The following is a 19,831-nucleotide window of genomic DNA, read 5'->3' on the forward strand; positions in this document are numbered from 1 at the left end:
GGAGTGAAATGATGAAAAAACCAGTTGCTTTAATTATTATGGACGGATTTGGATATAATAAGGAAGTTAAGGGAAATGCAATTGCTGAGTCCAAAACTCCTAATTTAGACAGAATAATGAAAGAATATCCAAACACATTAATAAATGCTAGTGGTCTTGATGTTGGTCTACCTGATGGTCAAATGGGAAATTCAGAAGTTGGCCATACTAATATAGGTGCAGGTAGAATTGTATATCAAGATTTAACTAGAATAACAAAATCTATAAAAGATGGTGATTTTTTTAATAATAAAGTTTTATGTGAAGCTATGGACAATGCAAAAGAACATTCTCTTCATGTAATGGGTCTTTTGTCTGATGGTGGAGTACATTCACATATAGACCATCTTAAAGCTATAATCAAAATGGCAAAAGATAAAAGTGTAGAAAAAGTATATGTTCATGCATTTACTGATGGTAGAGATACTGACCCTCAAAGCGCATTGGAATATGCTAAGGAAGTACAAGCTAGTATGAATGAAATTGGAGTAGGTGAATTTGCTACAGTTTCTGGTAGATACTATGCAATGGATAGAGATAAGAGATGGGAAAGAGTAGAGCTTGCATACAATGCCATGGCTAGAGGTATTGGCGAAAAAGCAACTTCTATTGAAGAAGCTATTCAAAACTCTTATGATAATGGAAAAAATGATGAATTTATAATGCCAACAGTTATTGTTAAAGATGATAAAGCAGTTGGAAGTATAAAAGAAAATGATTCAATTATATTCTTCAATTTCAGACCAGATAGAGCAAGACAAATAACAAGAGCTTTAGTAAGTGAAGAGTTTGATGGATTTAAAAGAGAAGAAATTAAAAACTTCTTTGTATGTTTAACAGAGTACGATATAACTATAAAAGAAGTGCATATAGCATTTGGACCACAATCTTTAACTAATACTCTGGGTGAATATCTTGCGAAAAATGGAAAGACTCAATTAAGAGCTGCTGAAACTGAAAAATATGCGCATGTTACTTTCTTCTTCAATGGTGGAGTAGAAGAGCCAAACAAAGGTGAAGAGAGATTATTAATACCTTCTCCAAAGGTTGCAACTTACGACTTACAACCAGAGATGTCTGCATATGAATTAACAGACAAAGCTTTAGAAAAACTAGGAGAAGATAAGTTTGACTTTATAGTTTTAAACTTTGCAAACCCTGACATGGTAGGTCATACAGGAAATATTGAAGCAGCTATAAAGGCTGTTGAGACTGTAGATACTTGTGTAGGAAAATTAGTAGATAAAATAATAGAGCTAGGTGGAAGCGCAATAATAACTGCTGACCACGGAAATGCTGAATACATGTTAGACCCACAAACAGGAAAGACTGTAACAGCCCACTCTATTAATCCAGTACCATTTGTGGTTGTTGGACAAGAATTTGAAGGTGCAAAATTATTAGACGCAGGAAGATTATCTGATATAGCGCCAACTGTTTTAGATATGATGAAGTTAGAAAAACCAGAAGAAATGACTGGTCATTCACTTATTTCAAAATAGTTAAGCTTAATAAGTATTATCTATTAATCTAGTGCCATTTGAAATTTTTGCTAAAGAATTTGAATATGCAAAATTAGGTGCTAGAAATTGAATTAATAAGTTTATAAATTGAATTAATAAGTAGAATAGTAACTTACAATAAAGTAAACTTAAAAGTATTTCAGTCTAAGTGCATTTTATAAAGTTTAAGTAAAATGATGTAAAAAATAATAATTAATATATATTATAAAATCAAAAATTATTAGAATCATTAGTTGTAAATTTTGTGTTTCATGTTTTAAGTTTATCTGTATATTTATGTATTGAAGATTGATTTTGGCTAATAGATAAGTTAAAAATTATAAAAAATAAAATAAAAATAGAAACTTTTACAAATTTACCCATCAAATAAATTTGTATCTAATTTTCAAAAATAACTTTCTGTACTATAATATAATAAGTAGATTAAAACTAGTAGACGGATGTTTACAGTAAATGAAAATTTAACTAATAGAAAAATCGAAGGGAGATATACAAATGTCAGTTATTGAATTAGTATATGCTAGAGAAGTATTAGACTCAAGAGGAAATCCAACTGTAGAAGTTGAAGTAGTATTAGAAGATGGAGCAATGGGAAGAGCAATAGTTCCATCAGGCGCATCTACAGGAGCTTTTGAAGCTGTTGAATTAAGAGATGGAGACAAAGGAAGATACTTAGGAAAAGGTGTAGAAACAGCTGTTGCTAACGTAAATGAAATAATAGCACCAGAAATCGAAGGAATGGATGCATTTGACCAACCAGCTATAGATGCAATGATGATAGAATTAGATGGAACTCCAAACAAAGGTAAATTAGGAGCTAATGCTATATTAGGTGTTTCAATGGCAGTAGCTAGAGCAGCTGCTGATGAAATAGGTTTACCATTATTCCAATACTTAGGTGGAGTAAATGCTAAGCAATTACCTGTTCCAATGATGAACATATTAAATGGTGGAGAACATGCTGATAATAACGTTGATGTTCAAGAGTTCATGATATTACCAGTAGGAGCTTGTTGCTTTAAAGAAGGTTTAAGAATGGGAGCAGAAGTATTCCATTCATTAAAGAAAGTTTTAGGAGAAAAAGGATTAGCTTGTGGTGTAGGTGACGAAGGTGGATTCGCTCCAAACTTAGGTTCAAACAGAGAAGCTTTAGAATTAATAGTTGAAGCCATAACAAAAGCTGGATATAAGCCAGGAGAAGATGTTATGTTAGGACTTGATGTTGCTGCTACAGAAATGTACAACAAAGAAACTAAAAAATACGTTTTAGCTGGAGAAGGAAAAGAATTAACTGCTGCTGAAATGGTTGCTTTATATGAAGATTGGTCAAACAACTTCCCAATAATAACTATAGAAGATGGTTTAGATGAAGAAGATTGGGATGGATGGAAATTATTAACTGAAAAATTAGGAAACAAATTACAATTAGTTGGAGATGACTTATTTGTTACTAATACAGAAAGATTAGAAAAAGGAATTGAAAATGGAGTAGCTAACTCTATATTAGTTAAAGTTAACCAAATAGGTACAATAACTGAAACTCTAGATGCAATAGAAATGGCTAAGAGAGCAGGGTACACTGCTGTTATATCTCATAGATCAGGAGAAACTGAAGATTCTACTATAGCAGATTTAGCTGTTGCAGTAAATGCTGGACAAATAAAAACTGGTGCTCCATCAAGAACTGATAGAGTTGCTAAATACAACCAATTATTAAGAATAGAAGAAATGGTTGGAGAGCAAGCTAGATACTGTGGATTAAAATCTTTCTATAACTTAAAAAAATAGTTTTTAAGGATTAAAAAGATAGTATAAAAGATTTTAAGTTTATCTTATAAGAGATAAATGGGATAAGTGTTAATTGATTTTTCAAAGCACTTATCCCTTTTTATATGTAAGCCATTTTTATTAGGAAAATAAATAAAAGCTTTGAAATAATTGCTATAATTAAAAACTATAGATATATTTTGATGGCTTTTGATATCAGTTTTGTTTGTGATTTATAACATAATAGTCTTGAAATGACTATATTATTGTGATACACTAAAGAGTAATGAAATTTAAGTAATAGAAAGATAGGAGGGGCAAGAATGGGCAACATTTTAATGGGTGTGCAAGTAGTACTAGGGATTTTACTAGTAATTAGCATAATGCCTCAAGATTCTAAGAATGCTTTACCTTCAGAGTTTGGTGGAGAAGGAAGTCAAGCTTACTTTAAACCAAAAGGAAAACAAGCATTTCTTGCTAGAGTTACAAAGATAACAGCAGTATTATTTTTTATAAATGCATTGGCACTACTTATAGTTAAGAAGTAGTGGTATTGTTGAATAACTGGCCATTATTTAATTAGTGCATTTTGGTTACATTTAAAAATTAAATTTAGTTTTTAATAAAAGTACGTCAACATAAAAAAGTACGTAAAGTAAAAGCTGGACTAATGATTTTATATTATTGGTCCAGTTTTTATTTTATGAATTGAGTCAGATATTTATAAAATAAATTTTTGATATATCTATTTTTTGTTATATAGTTTTTAATATCTAGCTTTTGATATCTAGTTTTGATATATCTAATTTTTAATCATTCTAGTATGCACAATCAACTTGATAATTTGCAAAATAGATACCATACTAAGCATCATTATTAAAAAAAAGTAGGAACTGTTAGTATATTGTGTATTTGTTAATATAAACTTTAATAAAAGAGTGTTGATTATTATTGTTAAAAGACCCATTAATTTACCAAATAAATTATAGTTCTTTTTTAAAATAGTGTTTTGAATTAGCAGTATAATTGCAATTATAGTAAAAACGATAAGAATAGCTATTAGAGCTATTTTAAGTGATTCAATAGGATAATCTCTTTCAAAGTTTCTGTTAGTGTATGTTACCCACCTATGCATTCCCATTCTTGTATTTGCATATTTTTCAAAAACCTTACATCCTATTAGAAAAGCAATTTGAAATAGTATTGTAATACTATAGAGTGTTTTCTTCATTAGTATTTCTCCTTATTATATTAAATTATAGACAAACTAAAAATATTATATTGATTTATATTATAATGTTTACTACTAAAATATTATAATATAAATCAATATAATTTAATAGTAAGATATAAATAGAATGCTGTATAGAAATTTTGTATAAAAAGTAAGATGAAGTATAGATATTTTGTATAGCCAATATTATGTATAAGCTGTAGAATTATTGAATAGAAAAAAGCTATATGATATACTTTTTAGATGAAAACTAGATAAGATGGAGGGAAAAACGTGAAAAAAAGGTTATTAAGTTTAATATTATGTATAGCTATGATTGCGACTTTATTAGTTGGGTGTTCAAACAACAATTCAAATGAAGCAAGTAATAAAGATGCTAATGCGGAAAAGGTTACAGCTGACCCAGTTGATACAACAAAAGTATTTGTATCACCTAAGTGGGTAAAAAGTGTTATTGATGGAAATCAACCAGAGTCTAAAAATTATGTTATTGCAGAAGGCTCATGGGGAGCAACTGAACAAAATGAAGGCTACTTGAAACAGCATATACCAGGAGCTATTCATATTGATACAGACTCTTTAGAATATGATAATGATGAAGGAGTAAAAGACTTTGATAACTACAATATCAAACCAGCAGATGTAGTTGAAAAAGTATTACTTAGCAATGGCATTACATCAGATACAACTGTTATACTATATGGTTCTGATTCAGGAGTAGATAGAATAGCATTCATTTGTCTTTGGGCTGGTGTTAAAAATGTTAAAGTTATGGATGGGAGTATTGAAGCATGGAAAAATGCAAAATATGATGTAGAAAAAGGAGCAGTAGAGCCAAAATCTCAAAAAGAGTTTGGTGTAAAGGTTCCAGCTCATCCAGAATATGTAATGGATATAAAAGATGTAGAAAATAAATTAAAAAATGACCCTAACTTTAGACTAGTAAGTATAAGAAGCTTAGAAGAGTTCTCTGGAAAAACAAGTGGTTACAATTATATTGATAAAGCTGGAGAGCCAAAGGGTGCTGTATGGGGGCGTGCAGGTACTGATGCAAGCAGTATGCAAGATTATATGAATGAAGATGGAAGCTATGTAGATTTTGATAAAGTATTAGGTTATTTTAAAGATATTGATGTGACAAAAGATACAAATACAGCATTTTATTGTGGAACTGGATGGAGAGCAACTATTCCTTGGTTAATGTGCTATGAAAATGGATGGAAAAACATCACTTTATTTGATGGTGGATGGTGGCAATGGCAAACACAACCTAATCTGCCAGTACAAGTAGGAAATCCTAAAGATGGGGATGTTAAGTATACAACTGTAGGTGAATTATCAACTGATAAAGCTAAAAAATAATATAAAAAAAGAGGATATGCCAATATAATTTTTATAAGTAATAAGCTATATACTATTTTAAAAAAAAGCTTGAAATTTTATGAGTTTCAGTAAAGAATACAAGTTTCAATAGAGAATATAAATTTCAATATAAAAGGTGAACTATATTTATTATAGTCCACCTTTTTTATATTTTTTTGAGTTATGAGTAGTACTTATTTTCTGTATATATTTATTACAATATCAATACATATTTACTATGCTATCAATATGTGTTTCTTACAATACAAGTATATATTTCTTATTATACCAAATTATACTATAGGATATTACTAAATAAGATTATTCTGTTTTAAGATAAATATTATTATAAATACTGTGATTATGGAAAATGCAGAGGTAAATACTACAATTTGTCCAGCAAGTTCACTATCAGAATTCATCTGTTGGGCCATTGTAAATGAAGAAATAGCAGTTGGAGCAGATAACATTATCATAAGTGAAGCTAATTCTACATTTCTAAATCCAAGAAAAATGCTAATTGGTAAAAATATAGCAGGTATAAGAATAAGTTTTCCGCACACTCCCAGTATAATTGGTCTTATATGTCCTTTTATAGCAGAAAAGCTGAAAGACCCACCTAGAATTATAAGTGATAGGGGAGTAGCAATTTTGGAAATATCACCAATGGTTTTATGTAAAAATTCAGGGATTTTAATATTTAAAATAAGCATTATCAATCCTATTACAGAAGCTATTATGAGAGGATTTGTTAAAACACCTTTAATCATGTGCTTTATATTTATTTTACCACCTCTAAAAATCTCAAGTATTATGACTGATAATACATTGAACATAGGAACAATAACTGCAATTAATAAAGATGTAACCCCAATATTTTTATCACCAAATAGTGAGATTGTTACAGGTATACCAAATATAACAAAATTACTGCGAAAGATACCTTGTATTAATGCACCTCTTGTTTTATTATCTTTTTCAATCTTAGGTATAATAAAAACTAAGAGTAAAAAGATTGAAAAAATACTTATAATAGCTACAGCCATAAGTTTGAGGTTAAGAGAACCATTTAAATCCGTATTGTATATATTAAAAAATAATAGTAATGGCAGGAAAGATTTGAAACAAACATTATTCATTTTATTTAAAGTATGTTCATCAAATAAACTTAATTTTTTCAGAACATACCCAAGTGACATTGTGAGAAACAAAGGAAGAACTACATTTATAGATAGAATTAAATTTTCCAAAGTTTATTCTCCATAACTTGACAATTCAATTAAATTTCCATCAGGGTCTCTTAAGTAAATAGACTTCATTTCACCAAAGGCTCCTGTGCGTTCTACAATTCCTTGCTCAATTTTAATATCATTTTGTTCTAAGTTTGTTTTTGTCATGTCAATATTAGTATTTATCTCAAAACACAAATCAGCACTACCTGTTTGTACGTTTTTGCTGTGAGGTGAAAGTTCATGACCTTTTAAATGGACATTTATTTTGAAATCTCCAGAGTAAAGTTCATATCTTTCATTTGCCATCTTTAATGTAAAACCAAGCTTTTTATAAAAATTTATGCAGTTTTCTATATTATTAGTAGTAATGACCACATGGTCTATTTTTTTTATCATAATAACCCCTCGAAATTTTATATAGATTTATTAAATGTGTTGATATCTTCTTTTAATAAGGCATAAAATAATAATTAGTTAAATATAAGAAATAACCTGAAATTAATTGATTTAATAGTTAAATAAAATATAAAAAATAATTCGAATCCATTGAATCAACAATTAATTAAAATAGAAAAATAATTTAATAGCAATTAAGCTAATCATTAATTAAGTGTAACAAATTAATGATTAGCTATAGTAAATCTAATTAATTAGAATAACTCCCTTTAAGTGTAAATCTATCTAAAATATGCCCATCCATGGCTTCAAAAAACTCATTCATATAAAATCCCTTTTCAAGATTAAGAGTAGTATCAAGGGCAAACACATGTATTTCATAAACATGTGGTCTATCTGGAGGAGCCATACCACCATAAACACTAGCTTCTAATCTACCAATATCACCTAATTTACTATGCCAACTAGTAGTCCCTTGAATAAAATCAGTAGCTGTTATGCTTTCATTTTCCTTTAATTCATCTTTTGTTATATTTGCAGCTAGCCAATGTATCCATGCAAATCCACATACAGGAACTGAATCTTTGTCCTCTAAAAATACAGCAAAGGACACTGTATGCTCTGGAGCATCTTCAAATTTTAGAGGTAATGAATATGTAGGCATACCACCTTTATTAAATTGATTTCCTCTTTTTCCATATTTATCTTCTATAACACCGTTTACTATACCTGTACTAGTTACTTTCATAATAATTTGCCTCCTAAATATATAATAAATTAATAAAAATTTTCTGTAAGTTTATTATATACCAGTTGTAAATAATGGTAAATTACTTACTTTACCATTCTCTAGCATGAAATTAATTCCTATATCTTGCATTATAGCCAAAGCATCTAACATCTGCTTTCCACGAATAGGTGTAAGTGAATATTCAACTTTAAGTGGATATCCTTCATAGGTTTTTTTATCAACCAGCCCAAATTCAATCAATTCTTTAAGTTGTTCAAGCAACATTTTTTGGTTGATTCCATTAATCTCTTTTTCTAGTTTTGATAGAGAAGTTGGACCTATACGTAATCTCCATAATATAATAGACTTCCATTTACCTTTTATCATATCATGTGTTAGTTCTAATGGACATGTATATTTTTCACGAAGCTTCAAGTATAGTCACCTCCAATTTATTTTGCCAAAATACGTTTTGAAGCAAGTTTATATACAAGTTCAACTTTTTTATTTGAAACATCCCATGAGTTTAATTCGTTTTTTACTAAATCTGGATGTTTTTTACTTATGTCTCTGAGAGCATTTCCAACAGATTTTCTTAAGTATTCACTGTCCTCATCTTTTAAACTAGAAAGCAATGATATAGCTACAGTGGGGTTGGTCTTAAAATAGTCTCGGATAGTCCAAACTCTAAGTCCTTCTGTTACAGCTCTCTTTATATTTGGGTTGTCAGAACTTAACCACTCTTTTATCACAGGAAGTGATTTATCATATCCAACTTCACTACAATAATAATCAAATGATTTAGCTAATATTTCTTGTACTCTCCAGTTTTCATCTTTACTCACATTGTTTTTTAAAAATAATAAGGCTTCAGAAATATCTATTGATATAAAGCCTAATATAAACACTGCTAATTCTCTTACTTGATAGTATTCTGATCTATATAAGTAAATTGATAGATAATAACACTTCTTTGAGTCATTATTTTTCACAATTTTTTTAGCAATATTTTCGATTTCTTTAAAACCATTTTCTATGGTAATAATTTTTGCAATTACTTCTTCCAAGTTTATCTCCTCCAATAAGTAGATTAGTTTAAATTTAATATATTATTTATAATAAAAAAATTTATTTAATTTATATAAAATAAAGACTTGTCAAAAAACGTTTGCAAGCCTTTAATATTAGAATAAATAAAAAACAATAAAAAATCAACCTAATTTAACATATAAATTTACTTTTATTATAAGTTTTATATTATAAAAAGTTATATTTAAAAAATTAATTGAGTTATATAAATTTAACTTAATTTGAGTATACTAATAGAATAAATTATTATATAGTAATACTTAGATGGAATGAATATTTTACCAATTCTATATGATGGTGTATAATTAGGTGATAAAGTAGCTGTAATAATGATATTTTAAGTAAATTACAATTGTGCTTATGATAACTTAAACTATTATTAGAGAATTATCATAACTTTTTTAAAGATTTATTAAGATAATTTCAATTAAATATAAAAAACATATAATAATTGATTTAACTTGAAACAATAATAAAAGAATATAAAAAACGGTGTGTGAAGATATATGAAAGGTAATATAGAAGATATACAAAGGGTAATATAATAGAAAACTAAAAAAATAATATAACAAGAAAGTAAAATAGGAGGAAAAAATGATACCAGGACTTAAAGAGAGTTTGTTAGGATTAATAAACGAAAGTGCATATAATCCTCTAAAAAAGGAAGAATTAGCAGAAATTTTTGATATACATTCATCAGAAATGCCAATGTTCTATAATTTTTTAGAAGAATTAGAGGAAGATGGATATATATGTTTTACTAAGAAAAATAAAATAGTATCATCAAATCAAATGGGATATTTTGTTGGTAAATTTACATCACATAAAAAAGGCTTTGGATTTGTAGAATCTGATGTTGAATACACACAAGATTTATTTATCTCAAGTGACAATATAAATGGAGCTATGCATAATGATAGAGTTATGGCAGAGATAGTTGTACCTGCAACTGAAGAAAAAAGAGCAGAAGGAAGAATCGTAAAAATTATAAAGAGAGAAATAACTAAAATAGTAGGTACTTTTCAATCAAGTAAAACTTTTGGATTTGTAACACCAGACAATAAGAAATTTACTAAGGATGTATATATACCTAAAAGATATTTTAGTGGTGCAGTAGATAATGATAAGGTAGTTTGTGAAATTACAGTATGGCCACAAGAAGATAGAAAACCAGAAGGAAAGATTATAGAAATACTGGGTCAAAAAGGTGAAAGAGGAGTAGAAATAGACTCTATAATAAGAGAACATGGTCTTCCAGAAGAATTTCCTAAGAAGGTATTGCAAGAAGCAGAAGCTGTTGCTGTTGAAATTCCAGAAGAAGAGGTAAAAAGAAGAAGAGATTTAAGAGATTTAAATATATTTACTATAGATGGAGATGACGCAAAAGATTTAGATGATGCTATATCAATAGAGGTATTATCTAATGGAAACTTTAAGTTAGGGGTTCATATAGCTGATGTTACACATTATGTAAGAGAAAAAAATAAATTAGATAAAGAGGCTTTAAAAAGGGCTACATCTGTGTATTTAGTAGATAAAGTAATTCCAATGTTGCCAAAGACTCTTTCTAATGGAGTATGTAGTTTAAATCCATTTGAAGACAAATTAACGCTTTCTATATTTATGGAAATAGACCATAAGGGAAATGTAGTTAAGCATGAAATATGTGAATCTATAATAAATTCAAAGGCTAGAATGACTTATACAGAAGTATCCGATATATTAGAAAAAGATGATGAAAAGCTTAAAAAGACTTTTGAACATGTTGTAGATGATTTTAAAAATTCTGAAATTTTGGCTAGAATTCTTATGTCAAGAAGAGAAAAAAGAGGGGCTATAGACTTTAACTTCCCAGAAGCAAAGATAATTCTAAATGGAAATGGAGAAGTTGCAGATATAAAACCATATGAAAGAAGAATTTCTAATAAAATAATAGAAGAGTTTATGCTTATAAGTAATGAAACAATTGCTGAACATTTTTATTGGATGGGTATACCATTTGTGTATAGAATACATGAAACACCATCTTTAGAAAAAATGGAAGAATTGAGTAAATTTATATCTACATTTGGATATACAATAAAAGGTGATAAAGAAGAGGTACATCCAAAGGCATTACAAGGAATAATAGAGAAGATAAAAGGCAAAACAGAAGAGGGAGCAATCAGTACCATAATGCTTCGTTCTTTAAAACAGGCTAAGTATTCACCAGAATGTAGTGGACACTTTGGGTTAGCTGCTAAATTCTATTGTCACTTTACTTCACCAATAAGAAGATATCCTGACCTTCAAATTCATAGAATAATAAAAGAGTCTTTAAATAATAAGATAAATGGAAAGAGACAAGAGCAACTTACTACTATAGTAGATTATGCATCTGTTCAATCATCTGAAAAAGAGAGAAAAGCAGAATTGGCTGAAAGAGATGTACATGACTTCTATAAGGCTCTTTATATGAAGGATAAAGTTGGTCAAGAGTTTGAAGGTGTTGTATCTAGTGTAACTTCATTTGGAATATTTGTTGAGCTAGATAATACTATAGAAGGATTGATAAGACTTGCAAATATGAATGATGACTATTATATCTATGATGAAAGTTCTTATAGTGTGTTAGGTGAGAGAACCAAGAAGTCATATAAAATAGGTGACCTTGTTAAGATAAAAGTTGAAGGTGTAAATGTAGACTTTAAAGAAATTGACTTTGAGATAGTTGAAAAGATTGAAGAATAAACAAAATATAAAGAATAAGGTTTAATATTTGAAAATAAGAGTAAACAGGAAAAAATTAATATCTTAAAATAAGAGTAAACAGGAAAAAATTAATATCTTAAAATAAGAGTAAACAGGAAAAAATTAATATCTTAAAATAAGAAAATACAGAAATATTTAAAAGTAGACATGAAAATTTGTAGTGTTTATGGTATGACTAAATGTAGAATATTTGATAAAAAGGAGATGTTTAGACCATATTTAGCATTTAGCAAAAAATATATATTAAAAAATAGATTTTTATAGGAAATAAGTGTATCATTTAGAACTTGAGATACACTTATTTTTTATTTTATATAATTTTGACACGACAACACATGTATTTTACTAAAAAGATAGAACTAGTTTATGCAATATTAGTGCATGTGTGTGCGTAATAAAATTCTTTGGTTCCACATCAGAAATATTACCTCATGTATACTTTGATTTTTAAGATGTAATGACATTTTTTTTAGTGAATTTTCTTGTCAATACCTTTTGTTATGAGTTAAAATTATAAAAATACTACTTAGGAGGTAAGTAATTATGGGCATGATAGGAAGTTACTTTAGAATAAGTGAAGAAAATATTTTGAAATTACAACAATCAACAGATAACTTAGAGGATTTTATGTTTGAAGATGTACAGGAAGATAGCAGTATTAATATTGATAAAGCATGGCATGCAATTCAGTTTACTCTGACTGGTTGTCCTCTTGGTGGAGATAATGCTAATATTTTTAGTAAATTAGTGTTGAGTGGAAACACATTTATGGAAATTGAAGGAGAATTTTATCCTATGCTGATTACACCCGATGATGTAAAAAAACTATCAGAGGCAATGAACAATTTGGAAGAAGAAGAATTTAGAAAAAAATTTAGTGTCAGTGAAATGCTAGAAAATGAAATTTATCCTGTTATGGATGATGAAGATGAGGATGAATTTTTTGAATATGTATGGGCTAATTTAATTGAACTTAAAAAATTTATGCAAGTAGCTTCTAATGAGGGACAAGCTGTAATATTTTGTATAATGTAATGATTATTATAAAGCTATTTATCATAAGATTGTAAGTTTTATAAAGTTGTTTACTATAAAGTTGTAAATTTTAATAAAGTTAGATATGAGTAAATGATGCCTTTATAAACGTACATATTGAAACAGCAGTAGAATGTAATCCAATTATAGTAATTTTAAAAGAACTTTTTAAATAGTAATATTATCTTTAGACACTTCAATTATTTTTAAATCACTATAGTACAGAAGTCATTAGTATATAAGCGTATTTATTTTATTTATTAAGAGAAATTAGAATCTTTAGAAAAAATTTAGAAATTTCTAAATAATATCTTAAGTTTTAGAATTTATTATGGAAATATAATAAAAAATTAATAAAAATAAAATACTATAAAATGATTTATGGGGGTGTACTTATATATGGAAATGAAAATATCAGTGTCTAATCTCAGTAAGAGGTTTGGTTCAAAATTGGCTCTTGAAAATGTAAACATTGAAATTGATAGTGGAATGTTTGGACTTTTGGGAAGAAATGGAGCAGGAAAAACAACATTTATGCGAATTCTAGCTACTTTATTGTCAAAAACTGATGGCTCAATAGATATGTGTGGAATTCCTATAGAAAAAACGAAAGAAATTAGAGATATGGTTGGTTACCTTCCTCAAGATTTTTCAATGTATCCAAATATGACAGTGTATGAAGCAATGGATTATCTAGCTGTTTTATCAAATATACCATCAGGAAAAAGAAGAAAAATTATCAATAAGTTATTAAGTAAAGTAAATTTAACTAATCATCAAAGAGTAAAAGTAAAATCTTTGTCTGGAGGTATGAATAGAAGACTTGGAATTGCCCAAGCGCTGATTCACAATCCTAAAGTTTTAATCGTAGATGAACCAACAGCAGGACTTGACCCAGAAGAGCGTATACGATTTAGAAATTTATTATGTGAGATTGCCAATGATAGAATAGTTATATTATCAACACATATTGTAGGAGACATAGAAGCAACATGTGAAAATATAGCTATATTAGATAATGGAAAAGTTATATATAATGGAACAACTGAGGCATTAACAAAACTTGCTTATGGAAAAGTATATAGTGTTGAAGTAGATAAAAAGGACATAGAAAATATAAAAAATAGATTTGTAGTTATAGGTATGTTGACTCAAGGTGGAAAAGCTACACTTAGAATCATATCAGAAGAAAAACCTTTTGAAACAGCAGTAGAATGTAATCCAACTATCGAAGATGGCTATATGCTTATGATGGGAGGAAATAAGATATGAATCTATTTATAAAAGAGTGTAAAAACATATTAAAAAGCACAGTCTATTATGTTTTTATTGTAGTATTAGTAGTTTTCTATATTTCACAACTTGGAAGCTCAGTTTCAGAAGATGTAAGCAAAAATATTCCTAATGAAGGGAATCCATTAGTTGCTCCTCAAAGAGTAGAAAACATTGATGAATACTACTTAAAACACAATCAATATCCATATGGTCAAAAAGAATCTTTGAAGTCTGATAAAGTAATTCCAAGTGCAACTATAAGTTTAATTAGAGAATATCAAGAAAATTCATATACAACATATCCAATGGGAATTATTAAGCATATAAAATTAAATGAAAGCAAAACCCAAACTATAGAGAAGTATATTGAGGAGATAACTGGTAACAGTATTGACAAAGTAAACTCAATTTGGGAAAGTGGAGAAAATATAGAAATAAATTCTTCTAAATTATCATTTGAAAGATTTGAAGAAATAATGCAAAGCGTAGATGAAATTTTAGGTGGTGGGTCTGCATATGCCATTGATAAATTACAAAGATTTGGTATAGTTCCAATTACTTATGAAGAAGCTATGCAAAATTATAACTATACAATTCAAAAAGATAAAGTAACTAATGGTTATGCAAGAATTTTTTGTGACTATATTGGTATAATTTTAAGTATATTTCCAGTATTTGTAGCAGTTTTTATGTCAATGAAAGATAGACGTTCAAGAATGAGCGAAATTGTCTATTCAAAACAAGCATCAACATCTAAAATAATTTTATCAAGATATTTTGCTCTTGTATTTATGATGATGTTGCCAGTTTTAATTTTAGGTATAAAAGAATTACTTCCTTTAATTTCATTTGCTAAAGATGAAGGAATTTCTGTTGAGAATTTAGCATTTATAAAATATACACTGTGGTGGTTATTGCCAACTCTTATGATAGTTACAGCTGTAGGAGTGAGTCTGACTGTTTTAACAGACACACCAGTAGCAATTATTGTTCAATTAATTTGGTGGTTTTACAGTATAAACTCTATAGGTCTTGAAGGAGATTATCCATCAATGGGACTAATGATAAGACATAATAATGTACTAAATGGAACTATTATAGCAGAAAACTTTAATACTATTATGAGTAATAGACTTTTAATAGGATTAGGAGCATTAATAATTGTCTTGATAACTACATTTTTATATGAACAAAAAAGAAGGGGGAATCTTAATGTTGGTTCAAGGTTTTCAAAATTATTTAGTTTTAATAAAAGAAAACTTCAAATTAAGCACTCTAATTAATCTAATATGTTCAATTGGTATGTTATGTTTGATTCCATTTATACAAGGGGTAGCAAATTTAGATAGTATTTCAGCAGCTATATGTCTTGAAAACTATGTTATAATAGCAGGAATAATAATGATAGTTCCTATATTTTACTTAGAACAATCGAAGGAAATTGATGAGATAGTATCATCAAAATCAGTATCTCAAGTAGTTATACAATTAATAAGAATAATAATGTCAATTATAAGTATACTTGTGTTAATTGCTGGATTTGTACTGATGTTAAAACATCTTGGAGGCAATTTTCCTATATTTAAATATATTGTGGGGAGTTTTGCATCAGCTATGTTTATAGGAAGTTTAGGTATGTTATTTTCTAATTTATTTAACAATACTATTATAGGATATATGGTATCTATAGGATATTTAATTTTAAATATGATGACTAAAGATAAGTATGTTGGAAATTTCTTTATAATGTCTATGAGTCGAGGTAGCTTTGATGAAAAGTATTGGTTGATATGTGGAAGTATTGTGCTTATAGTTGTATCTCTTTTGATAAAGCCAATAAAGAGAAAGATTGGTTAGTTAGATTAAAATTGTTTATTGTAGGTAAATTAAATAGAGTAATACAAAAGTTGTTTATTGCAGGTAAATTGAATAGAGTGATATTAAAGTTGTTTATTGCAGGCAAAGTAAGCATACTAATATAAAAATTGTTTATTGTAGTAAAACTAAATAGATTAATAATAGGCATTTTTAGGTTAATAATCAGAACTATAATAAAAGTTATTAGATTTATAATATATGCTATCAATAATTTTATTTAATTGGATTTATTGATAATTGAATGATTTAACGCAGATAAGATTTGAATTAGAGCATTAGTTAAAACGAATATATCTTTAAATATGAATTTATATTTATAAAAGAGGCTATTAGTAGATTTGAGGCTGTAAGTAGATTTGTGTGTAGAAACAAATTTACCTACAGCTTTTTTATATTTACACTGATGTCTTTATATTATAAAATATATCTATTTACTAAATTTTATCTAAAGATGTCAAAAGTATATTTTATATTAACTTTACATGAATAGTTTTATAAAATTTTCATAAAATTTCTATTTTTGCTTAGAAACCTTATTATTCATATTATCATTAGTAGGCATGGCTCCAAAGCTTAGTTTTTCGTACATTACTTGAGTAGGAGCTAACCAAACTGTACCATTTCCAGTAAATGTATTTAAGAAACCTTCACCATTTAAAGCAGAACCAATTAAAGATTTATCTGACTTTGTAACAGAAAAATTAACTCCAGATGTTCTGGCTATTGCAAAGTTACCATCTACTTTTAATTCTTCTCCATTGCTCAATTCATATTCTACAATTTCACTTTGAGGCACAACACATTCTAGAACAACTACACCAGTACCACTTAACTCTATTTGGAAGAAACCTTCACCGCCAAGTAAAGCAGAAGAGAAGTTCTTTTGCGTAAATGCCTTTACTTCTATAGTGTCAGAGCAACAATAGAATAGACCTTTATCGACGATTATAGAATCATTATCAAGGCTCATAAATAAATAATGTCTAAAAGAAGGCTCTAAGTAAACTTCGCCAGTACCCTTATATGTAGGTTTCATCATTGACTCATTAGTAAGTGCTCCTGATATTCCTTTTTTGAAAAGACCTCCAACACCACCAATTTTAGTTTCAGAAGATATCTTTCCTTTATAATAGTACAGTGCACCAGCTTCTGTTTTTATTGATGAATTATTTAATTTTATCTTAATTTGTCTAGCCTTCAAGCCAGCTTCTCTAGCAAAATATAATCCCATTGCCATCATTGGGCTAGAAGCACCTTCAAGTTTTTCAAATTCTAATATTTCAAATTCACTTCTACCATCTGATGTATTTTCTAAAATTTTTACTTTTTTGCTTAAATCCATACAAATTTCTCCCTACTATATTAAAATTTATCTCTAAAATATTATAAGATATAACTATATATTACATTTTTTTTGAAAAATTAGCTACTTTATCATCAAAGTTTTACATAGATATTAAGAAATTTTAAGAATATTTATAATTGAAGTATATTGTTTGAGTATGTATTTTGAGTAATATTTATAATTTGTGGGTATTATATTTTATGGGAGTGTTAAAATTAGTTAAAAGTTAAAAGTTAAAAGTTAAAAGTTAAAAGTTAAAAGTTAAAAGTTAAAAGTTAAAAGTTAGAAGTTAGAAGTTAGAAGTTAGAAGTAGGTATTAGAGTATTAAAATTTTTGTTTTGAGTTTGATAGATTATTTTTAGTAATTTATTTTGACTTTGCATTAAATAGAGTAGATGCAATTTCTTACAATATGTTGTTATATTATTTAATATATCTTGCTTAATTAGTTTAATGTATGAGTTGTCATATTGACTAAAGTACTTGAATATGTTATCATACAGGGTAGTCAAAAGATTTGTAGATATAAAATAATTAGTAAATTTTTAGTATATATTAAAGAAATTTCTAGCAAAGAAGGTGAGATTTATATGGCTGGTAAAAAAATATTAGCAACAAACAAAAGAGCAAGACATGAATATTTTATAGAGGAAACCTATGAGTGTGGAATTGAATTAAAAGGAACAGAAGTAAAATCAATAAGACAGGGTAAAGTCAACCTAAGTGATGGATTTGCATCTGTAGATAACAGTGAAGTATTTTTAAAACAAGTTCATATAAGTCCATATGAGCAAGGAAATATATTTAATGTTGACCCTCTAAGAGTGAGAAAGTTATTGCTTCACAAGCATGAGATAAGAAAACTTATTGGAGCAACTACTATAAAGGGGTATTCACTTATACCACTTAGTTTATATTTAAAAAATGGTAAAGTTAAAGTAGAGATTGCTTTAGCAAAAGGTAAGAAGTTATATGACAAGCGTCAAGATATGGCTAAGAAAGATGCCCAAAGACGTATAGAAAGAGAAATGACAGGGAAATATTAAACTAGTTAAAATTGTATTTTTTAGAATAAAATTCTTTATTATCTAGAACATAACATTGATTTTTATTCTTAAAAGTATTATATTATATATACATTAAAAATTTAATAAGAATGGTGATAAAGTTTGCGAAGAGTCTAATGGACTATAAACTACTCAAGGGGGCGTAAAGGTTTCGACGTGGGTTTGGAACTTGAGGCTGCGTGTCGTGTTACTCTGGGTCACGTAAAAACTGGGGAACTTTAAAATAAACGCAGACGATAATTTCGCGATAGCAGCCTAGTTGCTGCTCGTCCCTCTTAGCCCTCCTGCCGGCTAAGACTGGACGTCATTATGCAGGGAACTACTTTGAGGGTGTCTCGACTTAGGGTAGATTAATTGGGACTGGCTAAGCATAGAGCCTGCCACTTGGCGTTATGTAAGGTGAGATATTAGTAAAGTTGGCTACACATGTAGATGCAGCGAGGAAAAGATTTGCGGACAGGGGTTCGATTCCCCTCGTCTCCACCATTGAAATCCACGAACACTTATATCCTTTGGGTATAAGTGTTTTTAATATGTCCAGAAAAACGTTGAGAAATTGATGTTAGTATGAGTATATAGACACAATTAATTCAACTATATTATGATTATTTAGTCCATACATGATTGTAATATATGGTAGCTAAATTCGAGCATTTAAATAAGTAAATGCGATCCTATTAAAATATACATTGGAAATTATAATAATATATACTTTGAAATAAGTAATATTGATTTTAATATAATATAAATTGTATAAAAATATGAGAGACATATACAGGTTGATAAAATAGACATAATTAATTTTAATAAAATACATTAAAATATGTATATAAGATATTATTTTAAACTTTAAAGAAGCGTGGAAAATATATAAGTAATGCAGGTTATTTAAGACTAAATATACTTATTTAATATGGATATATAGTATAAATTTAAGCTTAAATTTATATTAAAACAAATACAGAAATGTTAAGACAAGTAAGGAGAAAAATGAAAGACAAAACAAAAATAATATTAATAGCAATAATTTTATTAATAGGAGTGGTAGGATGCTCAAGTAGTAATCCTATAGATAACTTGACTAAATATGAGTAAGTACCAATGTTTA

At 28.0% G+C, this 19,831-nt stretch carries 17 protein-coding genes and 1 other RNA gene; 11 read left to right on the forward strand and 7 right to left on the reverse strand.

From position 1 onward, the window contains the following. Window positions 1–11 precede the first annotated feature (11 nt). The 3 genes from gpmI (at window position 12) to secG (ending at window position 3,877) form a co-directional block, all read left to right on the forward strand. Window positions 12–1,541 (forward strand): 2,3-bisphosphoglycerate-independent phosphoglycerate mutase, encoded by a 1,530-nt coding sequence (gene gpmI, locus IC173_RS03215; protein WP_413927538.1) that lies wholly within the window; start codon window positions 12–14, stop codon window positions 1,539–1,541. Between the two features lie 516 nt (window positions 1,542–2,057). Beyond that, window positions 2,058–3,350, forward strand: coding sequence for a phosphopyruvate hydratase (gene eno, locus IC173_RS03220; RefSeq protein ID WP_227433777.1), 1,293 nt, complete (start codon window positions 2,058–2,060; stop codon window positions 3,348–3,350). Window positions 3,351–3,652: 302 nt separating this feature from the next. Beyond that, window positions 3,653–3,877, forward strand: a complete 225-nt coding sequence (gene secG, locus IC173_RS03225) for a preprotein translocase subunit SecG (RefSeq protein WP_227433778.1) — start codon at window positions 3,653–3,655, stop codon at window positions 3,875–3,877. 254 nt (window positions 3,878–4,131) lie between these two features. Here the strand turns inward: secG and IC173_RS03230 are convergent, their stop codons facing one another. Beyond that, window positions 4,132–4,560: a hypothetical protein gene (locus IC173_RS03230; protein WP_227433779.1), complete on the reverse strand. Its 429-nt coding sequence runs from the start codon at window positions 4,558–4,560 to the stop codon at window positions 4,132–4,134. 276 nt (window positions 4,561–4,836) lie between these two features. Between IC173_RS03230 and IC173_RS03235 the strand changes: the two genes are divergently transcribed. Then, a complete protein-coding gene (locus IC173_RS03235; protein ID WP_227831563.1) occupies window positions 4,837–5,925 on the forward strand; it encodes a sulfurtransferase in 1,089 nt (362 codons plus the stop codon). Window positions 5,926–6,236: 311 nt separating this feature from the next. Here IC173_RS03235 and IC173_RS03240 read toward each other — a convergent pair whose 3' ends face one another. The 5 genes from IC173_RS03240 to IC173_RS03260 all read right to left on the reverse strand — a co-directional run bounded on the left by IC173_RS03240 (window position 6,237) and on the right by IC173_RS03260 (window position 9,350). After that, window positions 6,237–7,124, reverse strand: a complete 888-nt coding sequence (locus IC173_RS03240) for an AEC family transporter (protein WP_413926640.1) — start codon at window positions 7,122–7,124, stop codon at window positions 6,237–6,239. 54 nt (window positions 7,125–7,178) lie between these two features. Further along, window positions 7,179–7,553: a VOC family protein gene (locus tag IC173_RS03245; protein ID WP_227855145.1), complete on the reverse strand. Its 375-nt coding sequence runs from the start codon at window positions 7,551–7,553 to the stop codon at window positions 7,179–7,181. Between the two features lie 250 nt (window positions 7,554–7,803). Beyond that, window positions 7,804–8,301 carry a YbhB/YbcL family Raf kinase inhibitor-like protein gene (locus IC173_RS03250; RefSeq protein ID WP_227481913.1) on the reverse strand — a complete coding sequence of 166 codons (498 nt, stop codon included), beginning with the start codon at window positions 8,299–8,301 and terminating at the stop codon, window positions 7,804–7,806. Window positions 8,302–8,355: 54 nt separating this feature from the next. Beyond that, window positions 8,356–8,718, reverse strand: coding sequence for a winged helix-turn-helix transcriptional regulator (locus tag IC173_RS03255; RefSeq protein ID WP_227481914.1), 363 nt, complete (start codon window positions 8,716–8,718; stop codon window positions 8,356–8,358). Window positions 8,719–8,735: 17 nt separating this feature from the next. Then, the gene (locus IC173_RS03260) at window positions 8,736–9,350 is read right to left on the reverse strand and encodes a DNA alkylation repair protein (RefSeq protein WP_227481915.1); all 615 of its coding nucleotides are present in this window, start codon (window positions 9,348–9,350) and stop codon (window positions 8,736–8,738) included. A 616-nt stretch (window positions 9,351–9,966) separates the two neighbouring features. Here IC173_RS03260 and rnr point away from each other — a divergent pair. From rnr to IC173_RS03285, 5 genes are all read left to right on the forward strand, one after another. Further along, on the forward strand, window positions 9,967–12,102 hold the full coding sequence (rnr, locus tag IC173_RS03265; protein WP_227433786.1) for a ribonuclease R: 2,136 nt from the start codon (window positions 9,967–9,969) through the stop codon (window positions 12,100–12,102). A 564-nt stretch (window positions 12,103–12,666) separates the two neighbouring features. After that, the gene (locus tag IC173_RS03270) at window positions 12,667–13,158 is read left to right on the forward strand and encodes a YfbM family protein (protein ID WP_227855146.1); all 492 of its coding nucleotides are present in this window, start codon (window positions 12,667–12,669) and stop codon (window positions 13,156–13,158) included. Between the two features lie 399 nt (window positions 13,159–13,557). Next, window positions 13,558–14,430 (forward strand): ABC transporter ATP-binding protein, encoded by an 873-nt coding sequence (locus IC173_RS03275; protein ID WP_227433788.1) that lies wholly within the window; start codon window positions 13,558–13,560, stop codon window positions 14,428–14,430. Then, window positions 14,427–15,716, forward strand: a complete 1,290-nt coding sequence (locus IC173_RS03280) for an ABC transporter permease (RefSeq protein WP_227855147.1) — start codon at window positions 14,427–14,429, stop codon at window positions 15,714–15,716. The genes IC173_RS03275 and IC173_RS03280 overlap by 4 nt, the downstream gene beginning before the upstream one ends. Next, window positions 15,646–16,290 carry an ABC transporter permease gene (locus tag IC173_RS03285; protein ID WP_227855148.1) on the forward strand — a complete coding sequence of 215 codons (645 nt, stop codon included), beginning with the start codon at window positions 15,646–15,648 and terminating at the stop codon, window positions 16,288–16,290. The genes IC173_RS03280 and IC173_RS03285 overlap by 71 nt, the downstream gene beginning before the upstream one ends. A 535-nt stretch (window positions 16,291–16,825) precedes the next feature. Here the strand turns inward: IC173_RS03285 and IC173_RS03290 are convergent. Then, window positions 16,826–17,653 (reverse strand): AIM24 family protein, encoded by an 828-nt coding sequence (locus IC173_RS03290; RefSeq protein ID WP_227433791.1) that lies wholly within the window; start codon window positions 17,651–17,653, stop codon window positions 16,826–16,828. Between the two features lie 593 nt (window positions 17,654–18,246). Here IC173_RS03290 and smpB point away from each other — a divergent pair. Both smpB and ssrA read left to right on the forward strand, forming a co-directional pair. After that, window positions 18,247–18,702, forward strand: a complete 456-nt coding sequence (gene smpB / locus IC173_RS03295; protein WP_054275121.1) for an SsrA-binding protein SmpB — start codon at window positions 18,247–18,249, stop codon at window positions 18,700–18,702. Between the two features lie 157 nt (window positions 18,703–18,859). Continuing rightward, window positions 18,860–19,209: a transfer-messenger RNA gene (gene ssrA, locus IC173_RS03300) on the forward strand. The last annotated feature ends 622 nt before the right edge of the window (window positions 19,210–19,831 follow it).

Origin of the sequence: Clostridioides sp. ES-S-0048-02, assembly GCF_020658495.1 — a bacterium.
In the GTDB taxonomy this organism is placed as follows: Bacteria; Bacillota; Clostridia; order Peptostreptococcales; family Peptostreptococcaceae; genus Clostridioides.

Bases quoted from the DNA above. Each gene is read 5' to 3' on its own strand.
- IC173_RS03290 (WP_227433791.1), bottom strand. From the start codon at position 17,653: ATGGATTTAAGCAAAAAAGTAAAAATTTTAGAAAATACATCAGATGGT.
- IC173_RS03275 (WP_227433788.1), top strand. From the start codon at position 13,558: ATGGAAATGAAAATATCAGTGTCTAATCTCAGTAAGAGGTTTGGTTCA.
- IC173_RS03250 (WP_227481913.1), bottom strand. From the start codon at position 8,301: ATGAAAGTAACTAGTACAGGTATAGTAAACGGTGTTATAGAAGATAAA.
- eno (WP_227433777.1), top strand. From the start codon at position 2,058: ATGTCAGTTATTGAATTAGTATATGCTAGAGAAGTATTAGACTCAAGA.
- IC173_RS03230 (WP_227433779.1), bottom strand. From the start codon at position 4,560: ATGAAGAAAACACTCTATAGTATTACAATACTATTTCAAATTGCTTTT.
- IC173_RS03240 (WP_413926640.1), bottom strand. From the start codon at position 7,124: ATGTCACTTGGGTATGTTCTGAAAAAATTAAGTTTATTTGATGAACAT.
- IC173_RS03285 (WP_227855148.1), top strand. From the start codon at position 15,646: ATGTTGGTTCAAGGTTTTCAAAATTATTTAGTTTTAATAAAAGAAAAC.
- IC173_RS03270 (WP_227855146.1), top strand. From the start codon at position 12,667: ATGGGCATGATAGGAAGTTACTTTAGAATAAGTGAAGAAAATATTTTG.
- rnr (WP_227433786.1), top strand. From the start codon at position 9,967: ATGATACCAGGACTTAAAGAGAGTTTGTTAGGATTAATAAACGAAAGT.
- secG (WP_227433778.1), top strand. From the start codon at position 3,653: ATGGGCAACATTTTAATGGGTGTGCAAGTAGTACTAGGGATTTTACTA.
- gpmI (WP_413927538.1), top strand. From the start codon at position 12: ATGAAAAAACCAGTTGCTTTAATTATTATGGACGGATTTGGATATAAT.
- IC173_RS03280 (WP_227855147.1), top strand. From the start codon at position 14,427: ATGAATCTATTTATAAAAGAGTGTAAAAACATATTAAAAAGCACAGTC.
- smpB (WP_054275121.1), top strand. From the start codon at position 18,247: ATGGCTGGTAAAAAAATATTAGCAACAAACAAAAGAGCAAGACATGAA.
- IC173_RS03245 (WP_227855145.1), bottom strand. From the start codon at position 7,553: ATGATAAAAAAAATAGACCATGTGGTCATTACTACTAATAATATAGAA.